Raw genomic sequence first — 21,944 nt, 5'->3', positions numbered from 1 at the left:
CTACTTTTGATGAGACTGAGCGTAGATCAGTATCCGAAAGTGCGAAGGCCTTTGAGCTGATCGAGGCTGCCATTGAGTGAAGCCGCTGTCGGCACGCTCTCGCGCATGACCACATTGAGGGAGGTGACGTTGCTGACCAGGTTGCCGTTGCCCAGCAGCGTGGTGTTCTGCATCAGGCCGCCCTGGGCCAGGCGTTGCATGCTGCTGCCCTGGTTGTTGCTGGCGTTGATGTTCAGCTGCACGCCCACGCCGCTGGCCGAGACACTCAGCGAACCGGCGCCGTTTTCTGCGTTCAGGGTCTGACCGGCGGCCAGCGCCTGGCCCTGCTGTTGCACCACCGGTGCCTGGTTGGCCTTGGTGACGTTGATGTCGACGTTGTTGTATGCGCCGTTGTTATCACCGGCGGCGCGCACTACCTGGGTGACGCCCTCGCTGGTGGCCAGCCCGGCACCGCCGGTCACGCTGCCGGTACCGGGCGCAGTGGCTGCCCCAGCCGCGCTGCCGGTGCCTTTTTCATTGATCGTCGACACGTAGAATTGTGGCTTGATTGTCGACGCTTGCACCTGCAGGCTGCTGCTGGCGCCAATCACGTCGCCTTTGGCATTTTGCCAGGTGCTGCTCATGACGATGCCGAAGCTTACGATGCGCCCCGGCATCACGTATCGACCACGCAAATTTGCCAGTTCCTGGTCCTTCAATTCGATCGGTTTGAACGTTTCTGCATGAACCGGCAGGCTGGCAGCCAGGCAGGCCAAGGCCAGCAGGAAGGGGTTGTTCATGGCGGGCTCCCGGGAGCGTCATGCTCCTTATCATTGGACGAATCGTTAGAAGAAGTCGCTTTTGATGAAGCCAAAGTCCAGCAGCTCTGCGTCCTGCACCGGGGTGAAATTGTTCACTCGACCCTTGGCGGTCAGCGGCAGAGGCGGGTCGAGCAAGACATTGTTCTTGTCATAACCCTGGCCGATTACGGCGAAGATGATGCCGTTCCAGCCCTTGAGGAAGTCGTCAACCTTGTAGCGCCTGTGGCCCAGCACCGGGTCACCGACATACACCCAGCCCTTGTCGACTTTCTGCATGACCACGAAGTGCTTGTAGCCACGCACATCCATCAACACCACCACCGGTATGCGCACGCTGTGCAGGGTATCGGGCGCTACACGGTAGCCGCGGGCACGCATGCCCAGGCTTTCCACGTAGCGTTTCATGTCGAGCATCGAAAAGCCCTGGGTGCGCACCAGGTCCTGGTCGGCGTGGGCCAGCATGCCTTCGATGATTTGATGTTCGTCCACATCCAGCCAGTAGGCCTGGCGCAGGATGGTCGCCAGGGCAGCCGCACCGCAGCTGAAGTCGGTTTTCTGTTGCACCAGGTCGGCGAACTTGCGCTCGCGCACGCTTTGCAGGGGTTTGAATACCACGGCGCCGCCGGGCATCACTGCCAGCGGCATTTGTGCAGCTTCGCTCACGCTGGCCAGGCACAGTAAAAACGCCAAGGCGATAATGCGCATGATCGGATGCCTTCTTGTTCTGTTGAAGAAAGGCCCCCCGAAGGGGGCCTTGATTGCAGCGTTAGAACGAGGTGTTGGAGATGGCCAGCGAGTTGCTCTGCTGGTTGCCTACACCGGCGGCCACGTTCACGCCCAGGTTGCCGCTGCCACCGTTGACCGAACCGCTAAGGGTTGCAGTGTTGGTAACAGGGTTGGCCCAGCCGGTCGGGGTCAGCACTTGGAAGGACACGGTATTGCTCAAGTCGTAAGCACTGCTTTCGCTGTAGCTCTTGGCGACGTCGTTGGAGGACTGATGCGATTGCTCGCCAGACTTGGAGAAGTCAGAGGCGGAAGCATTTTCGTACGAGGACTCATGAGACTTGGTGTACGAAGAATCGCGCGACTTGTCGTAGGAGGACTGGTGCGACTTGTCGTAGTTTGAGTCGAATGCCTTCTCGAAGGACGAGTCATAGGCACTTTCGTGCGACTTGTCGATCGAGGCGTTCAGCGAGGCGTTCAGCGAACCATCGAAGCTGCTGGTGCGCGAGCGTTCGCGGCGGCCGTCGTCGGTGGTGACCGTGCGGGTCGCGTCGGCTGCTGCAGCCAGGCTGGCGTTCAGGCTGGCACTGCTGGACGAGCTGTTGGAACCGCTGGCCGAACCGTTCATGCCCCAGCTGTTGGAACCGCTGGCGCTGGCACTGTTGGAGCCACTGGCGTTGGCGCTGCTCGAACCACTGGAGTTCCAGCCGCTGGAGCCGCTGTTGCTGGCGCTTTGCGAGCCGGCCACGCTGAAGCTCGACGACGCGCTGCGGTCATCGGTCGAGTTGAAGGTGCCGTCACGCGAGCTCGACCCGCTGGCCGACGTGGTGAAGGTCAGCGTGTCTACCCGGTAGGTGCGGTCGGCGCTGTTGTTCACCGTCAGGCCTGGGCCTGACTGGTTGGCGGAGGCGGTCGCCGTGGCGTTGCCCAATGGGGCGCCGGTGTTGGCGATGGCCATGGTGTTTTTCTGCTGGTTGAGGTCGCCACCGGCCACGTTGATGCCGATATTGCCTTCAGCCCCGCTGGCCGAACCACTCATCAGCGCCGACGATTGCGTCGAGTAGTTGTCTACCCGGTTGCTGCGGCTGGTTTGCACAACGTCGGCTGTGGCGTTGGCCATGCCGAACACGAAGCTGTTGTCCAGGCTCGATTCGGAGCCGGCGTTGGCGATGGCTGCAGCGTTGTCCTGCTGGTTGCCGTTACCGGCCGCGACGTTGATGCCGACGTTGCCGCTGGAGCCGGTGCCCGAGTCGCTCATCTCGGCTTCGTTGATGGTGCCTTGGTTGGTGATGCGATTGTTGGTACTGGATTGAGTGTCCCAGGCATTGGCGGTTGCATACACCGGGATCTTGGTGGCAGGAGGCGTGTGCTGGCCATTGTTGTTGCCATTATGGTGGTCACCGCGCCGGTCGTTTTGCCCAGCTTGTACAGCAACAGCCATGACCGCAGCAATTGCGAAAACCAGAGGCTTGATTGCCATCGAGGGTTTCATGGTGATTCTCCGTACTCTAGTAGGTTAAGTGTCGTTCTTAACTGAAAGGGTCAGTCCGCGACCCGGATGCTCAAGGTGTTGGCCATGCGGTTTCCCACCCCGGCACTCTGGTTCAACTGGATCACCCCACGGCTACCGGTGAAGGCCTGGTCACTGGTGGTGACCTGGCGATAGCCGGCTGGGATGTCCGTTGCTCCGGAGTTGTTGAGCAGCGTCACGTTCTGTTGCATGAGGACGCTGTCGTCGATGCTTTGCGGTTGTGCGCCAATGCTGATGCGCATGGCATTGGCTTGTTGAGTGTTGGCGCCTGCACTCTGGTTCACCCCCAGGGCGCCGCTGCCGTTACTGAAAGCGTTGCCCTGAATGGTCGCGCGGGCGTCCATCCTCGGGTCGGCGGGGGTGTTGAGCTGTTGGCGGATCTGAGTGCTGGCGTTTGCCTCGGGACCAACGGCGATGGCGCGGGCATTGGCCTGCTGCTGCTGGTCCCCGGCGGCCTGGTTGACGCTGAGGTTGCCTTGGTAGCGGCTGCCGGAACTGTCGATGTCAGCGTTGTTGATGACCGGAACGGGGGACTGGGCGAAGGCGGGCGCACTGCACACCGCAGCCAGCATCAGCAGCATGTACTTCATCTCACTTGCCCCCGCCGGTCAGGATTTGCAGCGGCGCCAGGCCACGTTGCACGCTGGAGTTGACCATGTTGGCGATGCCGTTACCGGAACCACCGGTACCGCGGCCGCCGGCCAGGTTGGGCAACTGGTTCTGGTTGCCGAGGTTGCCGCCCAGGTTGTTGGTCTGCTGGGTGATCATGTTGCTGATGCCAGCGCCGCTGCTGATGGCGGCGAAGTCGCCGTCGCTCAGCTCGTTGGTCTGCTTGAGCACATAGGCAGAGGGGTTGGCGTTGACGGTGGTCGGATTGGGATCGGGCTGCAATGGTGGGATGGTGGCGTTACGCACCTGCACGTCGCGGGTGATGGTGATGATCCCTTTGTCGGCCTGCGCCGTCAGGCTCAGTGACCCCAGTACGCAGCCCATCAGCAAGGCGTGATAAAGGTGGTTGGCTGTTTTCCTCACGACGGCACTTCCTTCTTTGAGCGCTGGGCCTGATCAGCGATGCGAAGGACAGAGCAGAAGGTGTGCCGCTTTTTGAATTGGTATGAAAATCAGGCGCTTGGCGATGACAGCTAAGACGCACGTGGGGTGTGGTGTGTCAGCCGTGAAACAGTTGCACATCGGCATGGCCGGGCGGGCCTGCTGTGGCGTCGCCGGAAGGGGGATTTCGCAGCGGTGTTTCACCCGCTTGACACTCACCCCGCGAGTGGGGGCAGCCGCCTGATTTCGGGGGTTGTGCCGCAGGGGCCTGTGTCAGTGGCTTAACACTCGGTGGGGCAGGCTGGCGTATCGCTATCAACGACTCTAGCAACCGCTTGCAGGGCCAACAACTGGCGCTGTGGCCAACTGCCTTCAATTATTTGGTACACCTGCCCATGCTGCTGCAACCAGGCCCGGCTGTCTTCGAAAAAGCGTTGCCGATCGCGCACGTCCGGCTGGCTGCGCTGGCCGTCGGCGACCCATTCCACGCCGTGTGGGCTTAGCAAAAGATGCAGGTCGTAATGCCGGGCGAGCAGGGCCTGTTCCAGCCAGGCCGGGCAGTCGCCGAACAGCGTTTGGCTCCAGAGCATGTTGCTGAGCAGGTGGGTGTCGAGGACCAGCAAGGGGGGCGCCTGCTCGCGGGCCTGGTCTTCCCACGCCAGTTGGCCACGGGCAATGCTGGGGATATCGGCATAGCAGGTATCGCGGCGCTCCTGCTCGATGAAGTGACGCACGTACTCGGCCACCACCAAACCGCCAAAATGCGCCTGGATCACCCCGCTGAGCCAGCTTTTGCCGCTGGACTCGGGGCCGCACAGCACCAGTACTTTCGTCGCCTGCACCGCGCTCATGGCTGCACCAATGCCGGGTCGCGTTGCCATTCCAGCCAGCCGCGTACGGCTATGAGGGTCAAAACCGCGAACAAACCTGCTGTGAAGTACAGCTGCTGGTGCAGGTACAGGCCGACATAGAGGGTGTCGACCACTACCCAGAGGGCCCAGCATTGCAGGCGCTTTTGCGCCATCCACAGTTGTGCCACCAGGCTGAAGCCGGTCAGGGTCGCGTCCAGCCAGGGCATTGCGGCGTCGGTCCAATGGGCCATGGCCGCGCCCAGCGCGGCACTGAGCAGCACCCCGACGGCCAGGCCGGCAAATAGCGCCGGGCCATGCAAGCGCGAGACCTGGCGGGCGTCTTCAGTGTGGTCGGGGCGTTGCCATTGCCACCAGCCGTACAGTTGCAGGAGGGCGTAGGCCAGTTGCAGCAACATGCCCGAATACAGCTTCACCTCATAGAACAGCCAGCCATAGATCAGCACCATGACCAGGCCGATCGGCCAGCACCAGGCGTTCTGCTTGACCGTGAGCCAGACAGCGATGACGCCGAGGACGGCGGCGATGAGTTCAAGGCCGGACATCGGCGATCCTTGGCTGCGGGGAAGGGGCGCGATTGTAGCTGGTCGGCGGGCGAAGGTGTAGCCGCGCCCGCCGGCAGCCCTTACTACACGCGGAACTGGCGCAGTAACTGCTCCAGCTCTTCGCTCAACTGGCCCAGGGCCACCCGGCATCGCTGGACTGGCGCGCCGCATCGGCGGTTTGCTGGGACAACCCGGCAGTGTCCAGCACGTTGCGGTTGATCTCTTCGACCACATGCGCCTGCTGCAGGGTTGCACTGGCAATGGACGCATTCAAGGCGGTGAGGTTGTTCAGCGCCTTATTGATGGCGTCCAGGCTGGCGCCGGCCTCGCGGGCCTGTTCGACGGTCTGGCGCGAGGCCTCGCTGCTGGTGTCGATTGCCCGCACAGCGGCGTCCGACTGGCTTTGCAGGTGCTCGATCATGGTATGGATCTCGGCCGTGGACTGCGCGGTGCGCTGTGCCAGCAGGCGCACCTCGTCGGCGACCACGGCAAAGCCGCGGCCTTGCTCCCCAGCCCGGGCCGCCTCGATGGCCGCGTTCAGCGCCAGCAGGTTGGTTTGCTCGGCAATCGAACGGATCACGTCGAGCACGCCGCCGATGCGCGTGCTGTGCTCGGCCAGGTCGCGGATCACCTGCACAGCCTGTTCGATGGTCAGCGACAGCCGGTCGATCTGCGCCAGGCTGCCGTGGATGGCTTGCTGGCCCTGGGTGACCTGCAGTTGGGCGCTGTGCATTTCCCCAGCAGCCTGTTCGGCCGTCTTGGCCACGTCCTGCACGGCGTAGGTCACTTCGTTCACGGCGGTAGCCACCTGGTCCATCTGCAGCGACTGCTGGGCACTGCGCTGCTCGGCGGCACCGGCGTTGTCACCCACGTGCCCGGCCGACTGGGCCAGCGCATGGGCGGCCCCTTGCAATTGGCCGACCACGGCCTGCAGCTTGCCATTGAAACGGTTGAAGTGTTCACCAAGGCGGGTGATTTCGTCGCGACCATGGGTGTCCAGGCGCCGGGTCAGGTCACTTTCACCACTGGCGATATTGCCCATGGCCTGCACCGCTTCCTGAAGGGGGCGGGCAATGCTGCGGGCGATCAGCATCACCACCAGCGCCATCAGCAGGGCAATGCCCAGGCCAACCAGCGAGGCATCGCGCAACTGGCGGGCGAATTCGGCCTGCACGTCATCGACGTACACGCCGGACCCGATGATCCAACCCCACGGCTTGAACAGTTGGATGTAGGAGGTCTTGGCCACCGGTTCGCTCGCCCCGGGCTTGGGCCAGCGGTAGTTGACCGGGCCCGCGTCGTGCTGGCGCGCCAGGGCGACCATTTCATTGAACACGGCAAAGCCGTCGGGGTCGCGGATAGCAGACAGGTCCTGGCCGTCGAGCTTGGGGTTGGTCGGATGCATGATCATCTTCGGCCCCAGGTCGTTGATCCAGAAATAATCGTCGTGGTCGTAGCGCAGGCCCCGGACAACTTGCAGCGCTTGCTGCTGGGCGGCTTCACGGCTGAGCGTGCCGGCTGCCTCCAGGCCCTGATAATACGCCAGTACCCCAGCGGCGGTTTCCACCACGTGGTGGGTCTTTTCGGCTTTGGCCTGGTACAGGTCGCCGTGGATCTGGCGCAGCATCAGCAGCCCCAGCACCACCAGCATGGCCACCGCCACCACCAGGATCAGCCACAGGCGTTGGCTGATCGACATTGATCTCAAAGTGTTCATCCAGCCGCTCCCACATTGTTCTTTTTATTCATCTGCATCCAAGCACGGTTTGCAGCCATGCCCCACTCGACTAATGGCTAAGTGCTATCCTTGTCTCAGTCTGCAGACGGTTGCGTAACGGATTTGCAAAGGTGCTCTGACAGGATTTCGGCCGCGCAAGATGAAACCTTTAGCCGCCGTGAACTTTTCCACTGGCGCTGGTCCCAACAGTCGCTGTAAAAAGCCGGTCCGCGTGCGGCAATCGTCAACAGATCAAGAACAAGGGGCCTGCTGCGAGCAGCGCTCCACCGGGGGAATGATGGATTTTTGGACTGCCTTCCAGGCAATCATCTTGGGCGTAGTAGAGGGGCTGACGGAGTTCCTGCCGATTTCCAGTACCGGCCACCAGATCATCGTCGCCGACGTGATCGGTTTTGGCGGTGAACGGGCCATGGCTTTCAACATCATCATCCAGCTGGCGGCGATCCTGGCCGTGATGTGGGAGTTTCGCAGCAGGATTTGCGAGGTGGTTTTGGGCTTGCGCAGCCAACCCAAGGCACGGCGCTTTAGCGGCAACCTGTTGTTGGCATTCCTGCCTGCGGTCGTACTGGGCGTACTGTTCGCCGACCTGATCCACGAGTACCTGTTCAACCCGGTCACCGTGGCGGCAGCGCTGGTGGTGGGTGGGGTGATCATGTTGTGGGCCGAGCGGCGCACGCATCGGGTAGAGGTTGACCATGTCGACGACATGCGTTGGAGCCATGCGCTGAAAATAGGTTTCGTGCAGTGCTTGGCCATGATCCCCGGCACATCGCGTTCAGGTTCGACCATCATCGGCGGGCTGCTGTTCGGTCTGTCGCGCAAAGCGGCCACAGAGTTCTCGTTCTTTCTCGCCATGCCGACCATGGTCGGCGCGGCTGTGTATTCGGGCTACAAGTACCGCCACCTGTTCCAGCCGGATGACTTGCCGGTGTTCGCCATCGGTTTCGTCACCTCGTTCATTTTCGCCATGATCGCCGTGCGTGCGCTGCTCAAGTTCATCGCCAACCACAGCTATGCCGCGTTTGCCTGGTATCGCATCGTGTTCGGCCTGTTCATTCTGGCTACCTGGCAGTTCGGCTGGGTCAACTGGACCTCGGTGCATGGCTGAGGGGCGTCGTGCCGCGCCGCTGGACGGTGTACGCAACCTGCGCCTGAAGCTGCTGGTGCTGGCCGTGTTGTGCGTGCTGCCAGGGCTGGGCGCGTCACGCATGGCCTGGCTTGACCAGGCCTGGTGGCCATTGGCGCTGTACCCAGCGATGAGCCTGGTCAGCGTCATGCTGTACTGGCAGGACAAACACCAGGCACGTCAGCAGGCCTGGCGCACGCCCGAAAAAGTGCTGCATGCCAGCGAGCTGCTGGGTGGCTGGCCGGGTGCGTTGCTGGCGCAGCAGCTGTTCCGGCATAAGACCCGCAAGGTTTCTTACCAGTTGCTGTTCTGGGCAATCGTACTGTTGCACCAGGTGTTCTGGGCAGACTGGCTGTTTTTCGGCGGGCGCTTTCTGCCTTTAGGGTGATGGGTGGCACCGAAGCGGGGCAGCCGGTCTCACAGCAGTAAACCCACCTGTAACCGCTTCGGCAACCGTTGCACCACCAGCTGGTGCGAGCGCTGCAGTAAGTCACACAGTTCGTCCCGGCCCATGGGGTAGGGCGGCGCCATGCTGATCCAGCGTGCCCGTGCCAGGTAAGGCGCAGGTCGCACCCCAGGGCGGTCGCAATAGCCGAGAAACAAATCGTCGGCCACCTTGAACGACAGCCCTGCGCCGGCCAGGTCGAGTACCGCGAACATCTTGTTGCCGGCCACCGAGAACACCCGGATACCCCCCCACTTGTAGTCTTCCTGGGCACCCGGCAGGTCCAGGCAGAACGCCGCTACTTCAGCTTCGCTCATGTTCGCGTTCATACGTATCGTTCTCCACACGCCTCGAACGACGCCGCCAGATGGTCGATCCACACCCGTACAGCCGGTAACAGGCCGCGCCGGTGCGGGTAAACCGCCTGCAGGTAGCCACCTGGCAGCGACCACTCAGGCAGCAGGCGTACCAGCTCGCCGCGTTCCAGTTCCGCCTCGCAAAACATGCTGGGTAGTGCAGTAAAGCCCAGGCCAGCTCGTACAGCGGCATTACGTACTACGAAATCGTCGATCGCCAGGCGCGGCTCCAGGGCCAGGTCCTGTTGCTTGCCGTTGGGGCCGAGCAGCCGAAAGTGCACCAGCCGGTCTGCCTCGGCGGCGCCCAGTACCGGCAACGTCGCCAGTTCGGCAGGGTCGCGAATGTGGTCGGCGAAGCCTGGGGCGGCAACCAGCTGCATTTGCGCCTGGCGCAGGCGGCGGGTGACCAAGGCCGGGTCTTCATCGCCCAGGTCGCGCACGCGCAGGGCAACGTCAATACCTTCGGAAATCAGGTCGACCCGGCGGTTGAGCAGTACCATGTCCAACTGCACCAGTGGGTACTGTTCGAGAAAGCGGCTGATCACCTGCGGCAGAAACGCGTGGGCCAGCGCCACGGGGCAGGACACACGCAAGCGCCCGCGTGGTTCGCTGCTCATGCTGGCCACCGTCTCATCGGCAGCTTCGGCCTCCAGCAGCATGGCCTGGCAGTGATGCAGGTAGCGCTCGCCGACTGCGGTGAGTTTCAACTGCCGGGTAGTGCGCTGCAGCAGGCGGGTGCCCAGGCGCTCTTCGAGTTCGGCAATGCGCCGGGACAAGCGTGACTTGGGAATGCCCAGCTGGCGCCCCGCTGCCGCAAAACCGCCGGCTTCCACTACGCGGGCAAAATAGAAAAGGTCATTGAGGTCTTGCATGAACAGCTCTCATTGTTCCACTCATGAGACAAACTAGCGCATTTTATGTAACTTATCAGTGATTAATCACTCAGGTAGGATTCTCTCCATCGTGATCGCTTACTGATGCGGTCTTCATTCACAGGAGAGTCCCATGAAACTGTTGCACATCGATTCGAGCATCCTGGGTGACAATTCCGCATCGCGCCAGTTGAGCCGCGAGGTGGTCGAAGCCTGGAAAGCCGCAGACCCCAGCGTTGAAGTGGTGTACCGCGACCTGGCTGCCGATGCCATTGCACACTTCTCTGCTGCCACGCTGGTAGCCGCTGGTACCCCGGAAGACGTACGCGATGCCGCCCAGGCATTCGAGGCCAAGCTCAGCGCCCAGACCCTGGAAGAATTCCTGGCCGCCGATGCCGTGGTGATAGGCGCGCCGATGTACAACTTCAGCGTGCCGACCCAGCTCAAGGCCTGGATCGACCGCGTTGCGGTGGCCGGCAAGACCTTCCGCTACACCGAGGCGGGCCCTGAGGGGCTGTGCGGTAACAAGAAGGTCGTGCTGGTTTCGACCGCGGGTGGCCTGCACGCTGGCCAGCCAACGGGTGCTGGGCATGAAGACTTCCTGAAGGTGTTCCTGGGCTTCATTGGTGTCACCGACCTGGAAATCGTGCGCGCTCACGGCTTGGCCTACGGCCCGGAGCAGCGTACACAGGCGCTTGACGCCGCACAGGCGCAGATCGCCAGTGAGCTGTTTGCGGCGGCTTGATGCACAGCGATAAGGCTTGCAAGGCTCAGGTGCCGGCAAGTCCGCGCTGCTGATCGTGCCCTGCTCAAGGGCACTGGAAACCCGTGAGTACGCAGTGTTCGCGGGTTTTCTGCGTTATGCATCAACGTTACAGGTTGACGCAACAGTCAGACTGTTGCGCCAGCCTAGGCCACAACTGTGCTGGTCCTCTTCAGAGTTATAGCCTTATGCTGTAACGAAATATGTCTAGAACGCCTGAAGAAGGAATCTGCCGTGCCGCTCAAGGACCTGCTCATCGCCCTGGTGGTGATTGTTGCCTGGGGAGTCAACTTTGTAGTCATCAAGGTTGGCCTCGACGGCTTGCCACCGATGCTGTTGGGGGCACTGCGCTTTTTGCTGGTGGCGTTTCCCGCGGTCTTGCTGGTCAGGCGACCCAAATTGCCCTGGCGCTGGCTCATCGCCTACGGCGCAACCATCTCTCTGGGCCAGTTCGCCTTTCTCTTCCAGGCCATGTACAGCGGCATGCCTCCAGGGCTGGCTTCGCTGATTCTGCAATCGCAGGCATTCTTTACGCTCGGCTTCGCCGCGCTGTTCCTCGGTGAACGGCTGCGCCTGGCCAGTGTGCTGGGACTACTGGTGGCGGCCAGTGGCCTGGCCCTGATCGGCAGCGAAGACGGTGGCCACGTGCCGATGGTGGCGCTGCTGCTGACATTGTGCGGCGGTGCCATGTGGGGGCTTGGCAACATCATTACCCGGCGCTTTGGCTCGGTCGACCTGGTGGCCCTGGTGATCTGGGGTGGGTTGATCCCGCCGTTGCCGTTCCTGGCGTTGTCCTGGTGGCTGGAAGGCCCAGAGCGTATTGGCCATGCGCTTGCCAACATCAGCCTCAGCTCGGTGCTGGCGCTGGCGTACCTGGCTTTTGTCGCCACCATGATCGGCTACAGCCTGTGGAGCAAGCTGTTGTCGCGCCACCCGGCCGGTAAGGTCGCGCCTTTTTCGCTGCTGGTGCCGGTGATCGGCTTGAGTTCGTCGGCATTGCTGCTGGGCGAACGACTGACCGCAATTCAGGGCTGGGGCGCATTGTTGGTGATGGCCGGGCTGCTGGTAAACGTATTCGGCGCGCGGATCGGCCGGCGCTTGCGTGCGGCCAGCGCCTGACGCGAGGGTGGCTGAAGCGTTGACCGGGTGGTATGGCTCCATTCCCAATTGCCAAAGTGAGGCTCTGTTAGAATCGGCCTCATTGTACGAGACCAGGCCAACGGAGCGCTTGCATGATCATTTCCACTACCAGCCAACTTGAAGGCCGCCCGATCGCCGAATACCTGGGCGTGGTCAGCGCCGAATCGGTACAGGGCATCAATTTCGTCCGGGATTTCTTCACGCGGGTTCGCGACGTACTGGGGGGCCGTTCACAAACCCTGGAAAGCGCACTGCGCGAGGCCCGCGAGCAGGCCACCGAAGAGCTCAAGGCGCGCGCCCAGCAGTTGCAAGCCGATGCGGTAGTCGGTGTGGATTACGAGATCAGCATGCCTTCGGTACAAGGCGGCATGGTCGTCGTGTTTGTCACCGGCACCGCAGTGCGGCTGCGGTGAAGGCCGGTTTGCCACTGGTCGGCTGTCTCGGCTTTGCCGCACTGGTCTGTAAATGACCGGCTAGTCTCATTTTTACAGGCCGCGTCACTTGGCAGCTTTTCTGGTTGCCGGCGCGTTGCCGCTGAAGGGAGACAGGGCATGAGCGAATCTTTTTTCGAAGATCTTAACGATGCGTTTCCGATCAACAGCCAGGTGCGTTGCGGCCAGGCGGCATTCCGGCTGGGGTTCGCCCACATGACCCTGGATGATTCCGAGCAGCTGCAGCCTGCCCATCTGCAGCGCAGCAAAAAGGGCCGCTTCATGCCCCGGGTGCCGCTGAAGAAGTAACCCCGCGCTTTCCGACGGCGGATTTTTTCTGGCCATTCGTTGACCCGCCTCATGAAATGATTGGGTAACACTCGCCGGCCCGCCAAGACTGTGCTTTGCTGACGCCACATTCGAGCAACGGAGGATTGGATGCTCATGCGCGTCAGGGAACAGACTTATTGGCAATGGGCGGACGCCCACCTACACAGCCGCAGCCACGACGAAGCGCTCAGCGATGGCACCACACTGGATGTGCAGGTGCGCTTGTCGCGCCTGGGCGCAACGCAATTGTTCCTGGGGTTGTATGCCGGGGATGGGCGGGCGTTGGTGGAGGAGTACTACCCCGCGCGGCCGGGCGAGACCATGACCCGTGCCATGGTTTGGGGTGTCGACCGCGCCAGGGCCATGGCGACAGGGGCATTGCCGTTGCCGCCAGCCCGCCGCCAGCGGCGCCAGGCATGAAAAAGCCCGGCCTGTTCAGGCCGGGCTCTGCTAACGGTGGCAACCTCAATTGAGCGGTTCGATCACCTTGACCGCCTGCTGCTCACGGGCAGCGGGCCACTCCTGTTGCAGGGTCTGCAGCACACGGCCAACGAACTCGGTGTCGGCGGCGGCCTTCTTGCCAACGTAGCCTTGGCCACGACGGTAAACCTTGAAGCGGGCACGCATGCTGGGCAGGTGCTCTTCAAATTCAGCTTCGACGGTATTCGGTGGCAGGCGATCGAGACGCACTTCACCGGTTTGGCTGACCCACAGCAGGTGGTCGTCCAGGCTGTCTTTGCGGCCGGCGAACAGCTGGGCCAATTGGTCGATTGTCGGATTGTTGTTCAAGTTCATCATAAAGCCCCCATTACCCATTCGTAGGTGATTTTCACAGTTGGCGCTACCACGGTGTAGCGCACTACCAACGCTGCTACAGCAGCATCGCAACAGGGGCTTTCTCACGCTGCCTTTTGGACAGTTTCCCGCTCCACGAACGGCCTGCGTTACCGCGCAGGCCGTTTGGAATACCCTTGCCACCGCCCCCGATCAGGGAGACAGCTTCATCATGCACAAGGGCGATGAACGGCGTCAACCATTTTGTAGTGAATATTTTTTCTCACTACATAGTGTCGATTTGTTCGACAATCCGCGGCGTTTCTACAGGTCGGAAAGGATCGCAACGGCAGCACGTACCCGAGCCTCATTGGGGTAATTGCGGTTGGCCAGCAACACCACCGCCAGCTGTTCGGCGGGCACGAACGCAGCGTAGGCACCAAAGCCATTGGTAGAGCCGGTCTTGTTGTACCAGGCCGCAGGCAGCGCTGGGAGGGCTGGCTGCAAGCGCGTGACTGGCTGCGGTTCACGGATCAGCCTTGGGCTGTTGCCATCGACCAGCGTGTCCAGTGCGACCGGGTAGGGGTAGCGTTCCCAACCCAGGCCCTGGGTCATGGCGCCGACCTGAAAGTAGCCTTGGCGGGTAATGCTCAAGGCTTGCTGCAGCGCCGGTGGCAGGCCCTGCGGCTGCAGGTGCAGGCGCACATAGCGCAGCAGGTCGCGGGCGCTGGTCTTGATCCCGTAGGCTTCGTCGGCGTAGGGGCCGGGGCTGACGCGTACCGGCTTGTCGGCGGCATCGTAACCTTGTGCGTACAGGCCCTGGGCGCTGGCAGGCACTTGCAGATAGGTGGCGCGCAGGCCCATCGGTACCAACAGCCCTTCGCTCATCAGTGTCGAAAACGAATGCTGTTGTGCGCGGGCGGCCAGGTCGCCGAACAGGCCCAGGCTAGGGTTGGAGTAGCAGCGCTGGGTGCCGGGTTTGGCGCGTGGTTGCCAGTGCCGGAAGAAATCTACGACCTGCTGCGGCGTGTGGACGTCATCCGGAAACTGCAGCGGCAGGCAGTCTGCGCTGTAGGCGCCGAGATCGCGAACGACCGCCTCGCCCATAGGGGCGCCTGCCAACGCCGGGTGGTAACGCTTGGCCGGCGCCGACAGGTCCAGCTTGCCCTGTGCGCTGGCCAGCGCGGCCAAGGTGGCGGTATAGGTCTTGCTCAACGAGCCGATCTCGAACAGCGTGTCACGGCTTACCGGCACGTCGTCGGCCTTGCTGGCCACGCCGTAACTGAAATAGTGCGCACGGCCGTGGGCATAAATGGCCACGGCCATGCCGCTGATGCCCTGCTCCAGCATCAGCGGGCGGACGACCTGGTCGACCTTGGCCTGCAACGGGCCGTGAGCCTGGGCGGTGGTAGGGCCCAAGGCAAGCGTGATGGTGGTGGCAAGCAAAGCATTGCGCAAGCGCGGCATGGGCGGTTCCTTGTGTGCATGGTGTCCGTTGAGCGATACCCCAGGGGGTTCCGGCGTTAGCGCTGAAAAGCCGGAAACCTTATCGTCTGCCCTTGCACAATGACAAGACGGGAGCCGTGATGAAGTATTTGCGCATGCTGTTCGACAATTTCACCCTGGCCTTGCTCGGGGTGGTATGCATTGCCACTGTATTGCCTTGTTCAGGCGACGGGGCGGTGTACTTCGGCTGGCTGACCAACCTTGCCATCGGCCTGCTGTTCTTCCTGCACGGTGCCAAGCTGTCGCGTGAGGCGATCATCGCTGGCGCCGGGCATTGGCGCCTGCACCTGCTGGTGTTCTCCTGCACGTTCGTGCTGTTCCCGCTGCTGGGGTTGGCGTTCAAGCCGCTGTTCGTGCCACTTGTAGGCACTGAGCTGTACCTGGGTGTGCTGTACCTGTGCGCCTTGCCCGCAACCGTGCAGTCGGCCATTGCCTTCACTTCGCTGGCCCGCGGCAACGTGCCGGCGACCATCTGCAGTGCGGCGGCGTCCAGCCTGCTGGGTATCTTCCTCACCCCATTGCTGGTGATGATGTTGCTGGGCGCCAGTGGCGATACTGGCTCCGGCCTGGATGCGGTACTCAAGATCACCTTGCAACTGCTGGTGCCCTTCGTGGCCGGGCAGATCGCGCGGCGCTGGATTGGCGCTTGGGTCAAGCGCAATGCCCGCTGGTTGAAGGTGGTCGACCAGGGTTCGATTCTGCTGGTGGTGTATACCGCCTTCAGCGAGGCAGTGGTGACCGGTCTGTGGCACACGGTTTCGCCACAGCACCTGGCCGGGTTGTTCGCGGTATGCGGCATTCTGCTGACGGTGGTGTTGTTCGCTACCCGTTTGTTGGGCAAAACGCTGGGCTTCGACCTCGAGGACCGTATCACCATCCTGTTCGCCGGCTCGAAGAAAAGCCTCGCCACGGGCGTGCCCATGGCGCAGGTGCTGTTCGTGGGCAGTGGCATTGGCGCGATGATCCTGCCGCTGATGCTGTTCCACCAGATCCAGTTGATGGTGTGCGCAGTGCTGGCGCAGCGTTATGCCAGCCGTGAGGAGGGTTTGCCAGAGGCTCTGGCAGGCGCTGAACGTGCTGCGGCGGGCACCCGCCAACCCCCCGCCAACCCGTGATCAGTCGCCCTCCAGCGCGCGTTCGACAAACGCGCGACTGGCGCCAAGCACCTGGCCTTGCACGCTTTCGCTGACCAGCATGCGGCCAACCAGCAGTGCACCCACGCACTGGCTGATCAATACCCAGGCCAACTGCTCATCCTCCAGGGTGGCGCTCCAGGCCTGGTGCAGCTGCAGTAACCAATGCTCGGCCACTTCCCGCACAGGCGCGTCAGCGCGGGCTATCTCCACCCCTAGCGGTGGCAATGGGCAACCCTGCTCGGCGTTGTGCAGGTGCGCCAGGCTAAGGTATTGCTGCAGGCAGCGGGCCAGGCGCTCGCGGCTGGCACCTTGGTTGGCCAGCCGGGCGAGTGGGCTGTTGCAGAGTTCCTGCCGGACCACCTCGGTGAACAGGTCATCCTTGGACGGGAAATGGTTGTAGAACGCCCCCCCGGTCAGGCCAATGGCTTTCATCAAGCCGGCGACGCCCGTGCTGGCAAAGCCTCCACGCTTGGCCAGCGCACCGCTGCTGGCGAGCAACCGTTCACGGGTCTGCTGCTTGTGTTCGTTTGAGTAGCGCATGGGCGTGCCTCTGCAAGACGGCTTGACGAAAGTCGGCATCATAGCATAGCGTTCGTTTACTAAACGATCATTTACCAATAGGTGCAAGCATGTCAGAACAACCGAAGGTCGTGCTGGTGATTGGTGCAGGGGACGCCACCGGCGGCGAGATTGCCAAGCGTTTCGCCCGCGAAGGCTATATCGCCTGTGTCACCCGGCGCCAGGCTGGCAAGCTGCAGCCGTTGCTGGAAGAAATACGCGCTGCCGGTGGCCAGGCCTACGGGTTCGGCTCCGATGCGCGCAAGGAAGACGACGTGGCGGAACTGGTCGAAACCATCGAGCGCGATATCGGCCCGATCGAAGCCTTTGTGTTCAACATCGGTGCCAATGTGTCATGCAGCATTCTGGACGAAACCCCACGCAAGTATTTCAAGATCTGGGAAATGGCTTGCTTCGCGGGCTTTCTGACTGCCCAGGCGGTAGCCCGGCGCATGGTCCGGCGCGAGCGCGGCACGCTGCTGTTCACTGGCGCCACCGCCGCAACCCGTGGCGCGGCCGGTTTTGCCGCCTTCGCCGGCGCCAAGCATGGCTTGCGCGCATTGGCCCAGAGCATGGCCCGCGAGTTGGGGCCGCGCAATATTCATGTCGCCCATGTGGTGGTGGACGGGGCCATCGACACTGCCTTCATTCGCGACAGCTTCCCCGAGCGCTACGCCCTCAAGGATGAGGGTGGCATCCTCAACCCTGCACACATCGCCGACAGCTATTGGTTCCTGCACGCCCAGCCCCGCGACGCCTGGACCTTCGAGCTGGACCTGCGGCCCTGGATGGAAAGCTGGTAAACCCTTTTCCCTGCAAGGACATGACCATGCACAAGCACGTCGATTTCTACTTTGATCTGGGTAGCCCAGCCAGTTACCTGGCCTGGACCCAGCTGCCGGCGCTATGCGCCCGCCACGGCGCAACGCTGCACTACCGGCCAATGCTCCTGGGCGGGGTCTTCCAGGCCACGGGCAACGCCTCGCCAGCGATGATCCCCGCCAAAGGGCGCTACATGTTCGCCGACCTGGCGCGCTTTGCCGCCCGCTACGGGGTGCCGTTTGGGCTGCCGCCGGCTTTTCCGGTCAATACGCTGCACCTGATGCGAGGCGTCATGGGTACGCAGTTGCGTTCGCCGGAGCGTTTCGAGGGGCTGCTGGCGGTGTTGTTCAAGGGTTTGTTTGTCCAGCAGTGCAACCTGAGCGATGTGGCGGTACTGGACGCCACCCTGGCTGAAGGCGGTTTTGACCCACACGCGTTTCACGCACTGGCAGCAGATGACCAAATCAAGGCAGCACTGCGGCAGGCGACCGAGGTAGCGGTGCAGCGGGGGGTATTTGGTGCGCCGACGTGCTTTGTCGGCGAAGACATGTTCTTCGGTCAGGACCGCCTGGACTTCGTCGAGGCAGCGCTGCAGCAGGGGGCGAGCAGCCCTTCCAGCTGAGTGCGTTCCCACTGGCTGAGCAGATCGCAGGGGTTGCTGCCATACCGTTGCCAGGCATCAAGCCCGGCCTGCGCCCCGCACGGGGCCGTGCAGTGGATGCACTGGGCAAGGACCTCGCTGTCCAGCGCGAGGGTCAGTTGCCAGCCGTCGATGATCACGTCCACCAGAGCGTGGTCATGGCGCTGGGCTATCGACAGGGTATGGACACCGAGCGCTGCGTCACGCAGGCGTTGATAGACCACCCGGCTGTTCATGCCGTCAGAAGTTCGCCGGGGTATTGGCGCTGATGATCTCGGCCTCGTCCGGGCCGATGTTCTTGAAGCTGTGCGGCAGCGTGGTGGGGATGTAGTAGCCATCACCCGAGTTGAGCACGCTGACCTGGCCGTCGACCCACAGCTCCACAGTCCCCCGCGTGACCAGCCCGCATTCTTCGCCTTCGGCATGCACGATCGGTTCGCCCGAGTCTGCGCCAGGCGCGTACAGCTCACGCAGCATGCGCATCTGCCGGCCTTCGACACTGGCACCGACCAACAGCATGCGCAAGCCGTTCCGGCCAAGGTCTGGCTGCTCGCCGCCGCGGAACACATAGCGCTCTTCACGTACCGGCTCGTCGAAGCTGAAAAACTCCGCCAGGCTCATGGGAATGCCTTCAAGGAGCTTTTTCAAGGAACTGACCGAAGGGCTCACGCGGTTCTGTTCGATCTGCGAGATCGTCGAGTTGGTCAGCCCGCTACGGCGGGCCAATTCCCGTTGGGAGAGGTTGTTGCGTTCCCGCACCAGTTTGAGTCGCGTCCCCGTGTCCATAGCCGCCTTGTAATCAGAGGTGTTTAAAATAACGAGCGATGCGCATTAAAACATACTCTGCCGCGTTGCGCGCTGTGCTTCTCAACGCCTTTGTTCACGCGGGATTGGCCACAGCCCGACCAGCAACAACAGCGTTGCCACGGCCAGGAAGGGCAAGCGCGGGTCCACGGCATAGACCAAGGTCCCGGCCAGTGGCCCGATGACCGCCCCCATGCCCTGGGCTGCACCTATGGAGCCGGCCGTGGCGCCTTGCTCGCTGGCCTGCATGGCATTGGCGGCCAGGGCCGAAAATGCCGGGAATACAAAACCCATGCCCGCCGCCGCCACAAAGTAGCAGGCCCATAGCCATGGGGCCGTGGTCGCCAGCGCGCCGCTGGCAAAGCCCAGCGCCGAAACCGTGGCACCGACCCGGATCATCTTCAGCGGTGGCCACTGCAGCTGGCGCAGCATGACCTGGGCCAGCATCAGCGCCACACCCACGGTGGTGAGGGCAATGCCGGCAGCCTGGGCGGCCTGGGCTGGCCCCAGCTGCAGGCGGTCAAGGGCGAAGAAGCCGACGGTGATCTGCGACACGGTCACACTCAGCATGGCGCTGAATGCCACCAGCAACGGCCGGCGCAGGCGGGGGTCGTTGAGCCTGACCGGGGTGGGCGGCTGGCTGTGTGCAAGCGCCTGTGGCTTCAGGGCCAATAGCAGCACAACGAAGGCGCTGGCAGGGAGCAGCGACATGACCAGAAACGGCAGGCTCAGGCTATGCCGCGCCAACAGCGCTGCCAGGGCTGGGCCGACCACCAGGCCCACGGCGTTGGCCGCCCCCAGCGAAGCCATGGCCCGTGCCCGCTGCTGCGGCCCGACATGGTCGGCGATCAGGGCGTTGCAGCCGACCGGAATGGCGGCATAGAAGGCACCGATGCAAGCGCGTGCGACCATCAGGCCGATGAAGGCCATTGTTGCACCTGGCATCCAGCGCAGTGCACCTTCGACAAACAGGCACAACAGCCAGTAGGCCAAGGTGAAACCCGCGCTACCCAGCAGCAGTACGCGCCGACGGCCAAGGCGGTCAGCTGCGCGGCCCCACGGGCGGGCCAGCAACACCCAGACCACGCCGGCCACGGTAATGGCGGCGCCGGCTTGCCAGGTGGCCATGCCCAACTGGCGGGCGATCGGGCCGATCAAGGCGACGAAGGCCATCATCGACATCGTACAGGCCATGTTGGCCAGCAGCAGCGGGCGTAGATCAAGGGTGCTGGCTAGGCTGAGCGTTGCAGGATCCTTTGCGAGGGTCATGGGGTTTCCAGGGCAGTAGGGCCGGTGACAGCCGGTCATTGATGGAGGTCGACCGCCCTGGGCTGCCTCAGATCATTGATTGCGGCGCAGGGGGCCAGGCCACATGCTACGCAACACGCCGTCGCGGCGCACCCAGGCATGCATCAGCGCCGCGCCTACATGGACCAATACGGTGGCGAACAGCAAGTAGCCCGCCCAACCATGGGCCTGGCGCAGCACGGCATACAGCTGCAGGTTGTGCGGCGCGATCGCGGGCAGGCCGAGCGGGCGCGGGTAGTCGCCGGCAGACAGCATGGCCCAGCCCAGCAGCGGCATCGCCAGCATCAGGCCATAAAGTGCCAGGTGCGACGCGCCGGCAGCCCAGCGCTGCACGGTTGGCAGGTCTGCAGGCAGTGGCGGGTGGGGTACGGCCAGGCGCACGCCGATACGCAGCACGACCAGCACCAGCAACGCCAGGCCGGTGGCCTTGTGCAGGCTTATCAGTACAGGGTGGCGCAACGACAGGTCGGCAACCATGGTCACGCCGATGAACAGCATGGCCAGGATCAGCACGGCCATCAACCAATGCAGCGCGCGGGCAAGGGGGTGGAAGGCTTCGGGCTTCATGGGCGGGCTCCGGTGCCGAGCGATTCACGGCTGCGGCGGTTGAAAGATTCCGAATAGGCGGCGGAACGGGCGGCGAGGATCGGGTCGTTGGAGGCTTCGATACCTTGCGGCAGGATCAGTGGGTCGAAGTTGATGTCGCGGCAGGCCCCTTGCTCAGGTGCATCGACCTGCTCCAGCACCAGGGTGCCGGCGTCTACGCTGCGCCGCTCCGCAGGCCAGGGGCGGGCCGGGTCATCCACCGCATCGCCCGGTTCCGCCAGCACCAGGCGCAGGGTCCAGCGCAACGGGCCTTGGGCCAGGCGCTGCTGCAAGTCGTGCTGGAGGAACAACTTGTCGTCGACCTGCCCAGGCAACGCGGCGAACGGCGCCTGTGGCTCCAGCTGCCAGCGTACCGGGTGGGCCGCGCCGGCTGCGTCGATCAGGCGGAAGGCATTGATGCTGTGGTACTGCGTGTTGGCGAAGCTGTCACTGGGCTTGTAACTGGCCGCCCATTGCCGAAACGCTGCGCTTTCCGGGTGCGCGGCGAAGAACGCCTGCAGCTTGGCCGGGTCGGGTTTGCCGGTAGCCTTGACCGGTGCGCTGGCCAGCACCTGCTCGTAGAACCCTTGGGGGTTGCTGACGGCAAGCACCGGCGGGTTGTTCATGCCGGTGCGCCAGACCTGGCCGTCATCGGTGCTCAGCTCAATTGCCAGGCTGCGGACTGGTATGCCGGTGTCCGGGGCGAACGGGTTGGCCCCGCCGATGGCGAAACGGCCGATGACCGGCACCCGCGGCTGGCTGAATGCGCGCGCCGTGGACAGGCTGGCCGCCTGGCCGCTGGGCTGGAAGTAACCGCTGACGCACAGCCCCTTGGCGTGGTTCTTGCGGTAGCCGGGGTAGTGCCCGGCCTGGGCCTCGAAGGTGTCGATGATGCGTTGCGGGGTCAACTGCGGTTGGCCCAGCCAGCCTGCGGCATACGCGAAGCCGGCACCTGCTGCCAGCATCACGGCGCCGATGGCGGCCAGGCGCAAGGCCTTGGCCGGGCCGTGCAAAGGTGAGTTCATGGTGTGCGTCCGGTTCAGTGAAGGTGCCAGTACGACGGGGTAGCGCGCTATTTATTCCCTCGGGGGG

27 protein-coding genes and 1 pseudogene are annotated in these 21,944 nt (G+C 63.2%); 10 read left to right on the top strand and 18 right to left on the bottom strand.

The window, feature by feature from the left end:
- Positions 1 to 26 precede the first annotated feature (26 nt).
- The 8 genes and pseudogenes from fapE to mcpP all read right to left on the bottom strand — a co-directional run bounded on the left by fapE (position 27) and on the right by mcpP (position 7,235).
- The gene (fapE, locus tag GEV39_RS12925) at positions 27 to 779 is read right to left on the bottom strand and encodes a fibril amyloid subunit FapE (RefSeq protein WP_173889487.1); all 753 of its coding nucleotides are present in this window, start codon (positions 777 to 779) and stop codon (positions 27 to 29) included.
- Positions 780 to 824: 45 nt separating this feature from the next.
- Positions 825 to 1,505 (bottom strand): fibril amyloid maturation endopeptidase FapD, encoded by a 681-nt coding sequence (fapD, locus tag GEV39_RS12920; RefSeq protein ID WP_173889485.1) that lies wholly within the window; start codon positions 1,503 to 1,505, stop codon positions 825 to 827.
- Positions 1,506 to 1,566: 61 nt separating this feature from the next.
- Positions 1,567 to 3,015 carry an amyloid-like fimbrin subunit FapC gene (gene fapC, locus GEV39_RS12915; protein WP_173889483.1) on the bottom strand — a complete coding sequence of 483 codons (1,449 nt, stop codon included), beginning with the start codon at positions 3,013 to 3,015 and terminating at the stop codon, positions 1,567 to 1,569.
- Positions 3,016 to 3,065: 50 nt separating this feature from the next.
- On the bottom strand, positions 3,066 to 3,644 hold the full coding sequence (gene fapB / locus GEV39_RS12910) for a fibril amyloid subunit FapB (RefSeq protein WP_110675939.1): 579 nt from the start codon (positions 3,642 to 3,644) through the stop codon (positions 3,066 to 3,068).
- A gap of 1 nt (position 3,645) precedes the next feature.
- A complete protein-coding gene (gene fapA / locus GEV39_RS12905) occupies positions 3,646 to 4,086 on the bottom strand; it encodes a functional amyloid chaperone FapA (RefSeq protein ID WP_249414271.1) in 441 nt (146 codons plus the stop codon).
- A 299-nt stretch (positions 4,087 to 4,385) separates the two neighbouring features.
- The gene (locus GEV39_RS12900; RefSeq protein WP_173891702.1) at positions 4,386 to 4,955 is read right to left on the bottom strand and encodes an AAA family ATPase; all 570 of its coding nucleotides are present in this window, start codon (positions 4,953 to 4,955) and stop codon (positions 4,386 to 4,388) included.
- Positions 4,952 to 5,518 (bottom strand): nicotinamide riboside transporter PnuC, encoded by a 567-nt coding sequence (gene pnuC, locus GEV39_RS12895; RefSeq protein ID WP_173889481.1) that lies wholly within the window; start codon positions 5,516 to 5,518, stop codon positions 4,952 to 4,954. The genes GEV39_RS12900 and pnuC overlap by 4 nt, the downstream gene beginning before the upstream one ends.
- Positions 5,519 to 5,601: 83 nt before the next feature.
- Positions 5,602 to 7,235, bottom strand: a pseudogene (gene mcpP / locus GEV39_RS12890) (methyl-accepting chemotaxis protein McpP).
- A 298-nt stretch (positions 7,236 to 7,533) separates the two neighbouring features.
- Between mcpP and GEV39_RS12885 the strand changes: the two are divergent.
- Together GEV39_RS12885 and GEV39_RS12880 are read left to right on the top strand one after the other, a co-directional pair.
- Positions 7,534 to 8,364, top strand: a complete 831-nt coding sequence (locus GEV39_RS12885) for an undecaprenyl-diphosphate phosphatase (RefSeq protein WP_173889480.1) — start codon at positions 7,534 to 7,536, stop codon at positions 8,362 to 8,364.
- Entirely contained in the window at positions 8,357 to 8,770 is a 414-nt protein-coding gene (locus GEV39_RS12880) for a DUF1294 domain-containing protein (RefSeq protein ID WP_173889478.1), read from the top strand. The genes GEV39_RS12885 and GEV39_RS12880 overlap by 8 nt, the downstream gene beginning before the upstream one ends.
- Before the next feature lie 29 nt (positions 8,771 to 8,799).
- Here GEV39_RS12880 and GEV39_RS12875 read toward each other — a convergent pair whose 3' ends face one another.
- Together GEV39_RS12875 and GEV39_RS12870 are read right to left on the bottom strand one after the other, a co-directional pair.
- Complete coding sequence (locus GEV39_RS12875) at positions 8,800 to 9,144, bottom strand: MmcQ/YjbR family DNA-binding protein (RefSeq protein ID WP_173889476.1); 345 nt, start codon at positions 9,142 to 9,144, stop codon at positions 8,800 to 8,802.
- Positions 9,145 to 9,152: 8 nt separating this feature from the next.
- Positions 9,153 to 10,055 (bottom strand): LysR substrate-binding domain-containing protein, encoded by a 903-nt coding sequence (locus GEV39_RS12870; RefSeq protein ID WP_009685443.1) that lies wholly within the window; start codon positions 10,053 to 10,055, stop codon positions 9,153 to 9,155.
- Positions 10,056 to 10,188: 133 nt separating this feature from the next.
- Between GEV39_RS12870 and GEV39_RS12865 the strand changes: the two genes are divergently transcribed.
- The 5 genes from GEV39_RS12865 to GEV39_RS12845 all read left to right on the top strand — a co-directional run bounded on the left by GEV39_RS12865 (position 10,189) and on the right by GEV39_RS12845 (position 13,139).
- Entirely contained in the window at positions 10,189 to 10,800 is a 612-nt protein-coding gene (locus GEV39_RS12865) for an FMN-dependent NADH-azoreductase (RefSeq protein ID WP_173889474.1), read from the top strand.
- A gap of 252 nt (positions 10,801 to 11,052) precedes the next feature.
- A complete protein-coding gene (locus GEV39_RS12860) occupies positions 11,053 to 11,937 on the top strand; it encodes an EamA family transporter (protein ID WP_173889472.1) in 885 nt (294 codons plus the stop codon).
- A 113-nt stretch (positions 11,938 to 12,050) separates the two neighbouring features.
- Positions 12,051 to 12,371 carry a YbjQ family protein gene (locus GEV39_RS12855; protein ID WP_173889470.1) on the top strand — a complete coding sequence of 107 codons (321 nt, stop codon included), beginning with the start codon at positions 12,051 to 12,053 and terminating at the stop codon, positions 12,369 to 12,371.
- A 138-nt stretch (positions 12,372 to 12,509) separates the two neighbouring features.
- Complete coding sequence (locus GEV39_RS12850; RefSeq protein ID WP_003253897.1) at positions 12,510 to 12,698, top strand: hypothetical protein; 189 nt, start codon at positions 12,510 to 12,512, stop codon at positions 12,696 to 12,698.
- Positions 12,699 to 12,827: 129 nt separating this feature from the next.
- Positions 12,828 to 13,139 (top strand): hypothetical protein, encoded by a 312-nt coding sequence (locus GEV39_RS12845; RefSeq protein WP_173889468.1) that lies wholly within the window; start codon positions 12,828 to 12,830, stop codon positions 13,137 to 13,139.
- 45 nt (positions 13,140 to 13,184) lie between these two features.
- Here the strand turns inward: GEV39_RS12845 and GEV39_RS12840 are convergent, their stop codons facing one another.
- Both GEV39_RS12840 and ampC read right to left on the bottom strand, forming a co-directional pair.
- Positions 13,185 to 13,517 carry a hypothetical protein gene (locus tag GEV39_RS12840; protein ID WP_029884829.1) on the bottom strand — a complete coding sequence of 111 codons (333 nt, stop codon included), beginning with the start codon at positions 13,515 to 13,517 and terminating at the stop codon, positions 13,185 to 13,187.
- A 300-nt stretch (positions 13,518 to 13,817) separates the two neighbouring features.
- Positions 13,818 to 14,960, bottom strand: coding sequence for a class C beta-lactamase (gene ampC / locus GEV39_RS12835; RefSeq protein WP_173889466.1), 1,143 nt, complete (start codon positions 14,958 to 14,960; stop codon positions 13,818 to 13,820).
- A gap of 119 nt (positions 14,961 to 15,079) precedes the next feature.
- On the opposite strand from ampC, the gene GEV39_RS12830 reads away from it, so the two are divergent.
- Positions 15,080 to 16,114, top strand: coding sequence for a bile acid:sodium symporter family protein (locus GEV39_RS12830; RefSeq protein WP_173889464.1), 1,035 nt, complete (start codon positions 15,080 to 15,082; stop codon positions 16,112 to 16,114).
- On the opposite strand, the gene GEV39_RS12825 is transcribed toward GEV39_RS12830, so the two are convergent.
- Positions 16,115 to 16,675 carry a TetR/AcrR family transcriptional regulator gene (locus tag GEV39_RS12825; RefSeq protein WP_173889462.1) on the bottom strand — a complete coding sequence of 187 codons (561 nt, stop codon included), beginning with the start codon at positions 16,673 to 16,675 and terminating at the stop codon, positions 16,115 to 16,117.
- A gap of 89 nt (positions 16,676 to 16,764) precedes the next feature.
- On the opposite strand from GEV39_RS12825, the gene GEV39_RS12820 reads away from it, so the two are divergent.
- The gene (locus tag GEV39_RS12820; RefSeq protein ID WP_173889460.1) at positions 16,765 to 17,496 is read left to right on the top strand and encodes an SDR family NAD(P)-dependent oxidoreductase; all 732 of its coding nucleotides are present in this window, start codon (positions 16,765 to 16,767) and stop codon (positions 17,494 to 17,496) included.
- A gap of 26 nt (positions 17,497 to 17,522) precedes the next feature.
- Positions 17,523 to 18,137: a 2-hydroxychromene-2-carboxylate isomerase gene (locus tag GEV39_RS12815; RefSeq protein ID WP_173889458.1), complete on the top strand. Its 615-nt coding sequence runs from the start codon at positions 17,523 to 17,525 to the stop codon at positions 18,135 to 18,137.
- Here the strand turns inward: GEV39_RS12815 and GEV39_RS12810 are convergent.
- The 5 genes from GEV39_RS12810 to GEV39_RS12790 all read right to left on the bottom strand — a co-directional run bounded on the left by GEV39_RS12810 (position 18,074) and on the right by GEV39_RS12790 (position 21,877).
- Positions 18,074 to 18,391, bottom strand: coding sequence for a DUF7693 family protein (locus GEV39_RS12810; RefSeq protein ID WP_173889456.1), 318 nt, complete (start codon positions 18,389 to 18,391; stop codon positions 18,074 to 18,076). The genes GEV39_RS12815 and GEV39_RS12810 overlap by 64 nt on opposite strands.
- 4 nt (positions 18,392 to 18,395) lie before the next feature.
- Positions 18,396 to 18,941, bottom strand: a complete 546-nt coding sequence (locus GEV39_RS12805) for a cupin domain-containing protein (protein WP_003248033.1) — start codon at positions 18,939 to 18,941, stop codon at positions 18,396 to 18,398.
- Positions 18,942 to 19,022: 81 nt separating this feature from the next.
- Positions 19,023 to 20,228: an MFS transporter gene (locus tag GEV39_RS12800; RefSeq protein ID WP_173889454.1), complete on the bottom strand. Its 1,206-nt coding sequence runs from the start codon at positions 20,226 to 20,228 to the stop codon at positions 19,023 to 19,025.
- 72 nt (positions 20,229 to 20,300) lie between these two features.
- Positions 20,301 to 20,834, bottom strand: coding sequence for a cytochrome b (locus GEV39_RS12795; RefSeq protein WP_009685430.1), 534 nt, complete (start codon positions 20,832 to 20,834; stop codon positions 20,301 to 20,303).
- The gene (locus tag GEV39_RS12790; protein ID WP_173889452.1) at positions 20,831 to 21,877 is read right to left on the bottom strand and encodes a catalase family peroxidase; all 1,047 of its coding nucleotides are present in this window, start codon (positions 21,875 to 21,877) and stop codon (positions 20,831 to 20,833) included. The genes GEV39_RS12795 and GEV39_RS12790 overlap by 4 nt, the downstream gene beginning before the upstream one ends.
- Positions 21,878 to 21,944: the final 67 nt, after the last annotated feature.

Source organism: Pseudomonas sp. NY5710 (assembly GCF_013305665.1).
Lineage (GTDB): Bacteria > Pseudomonadota > Gammaproteobacteria > Pseudomonadales > Pseudomonadaceae > Aquipseudomonas > Aquipseudomonas juntendi.
The sequence above is the reverse complement of the archived record's forward strand: the minus strand, read 5'-3'. Positions and strand labels throughout refer to the sequence as shown.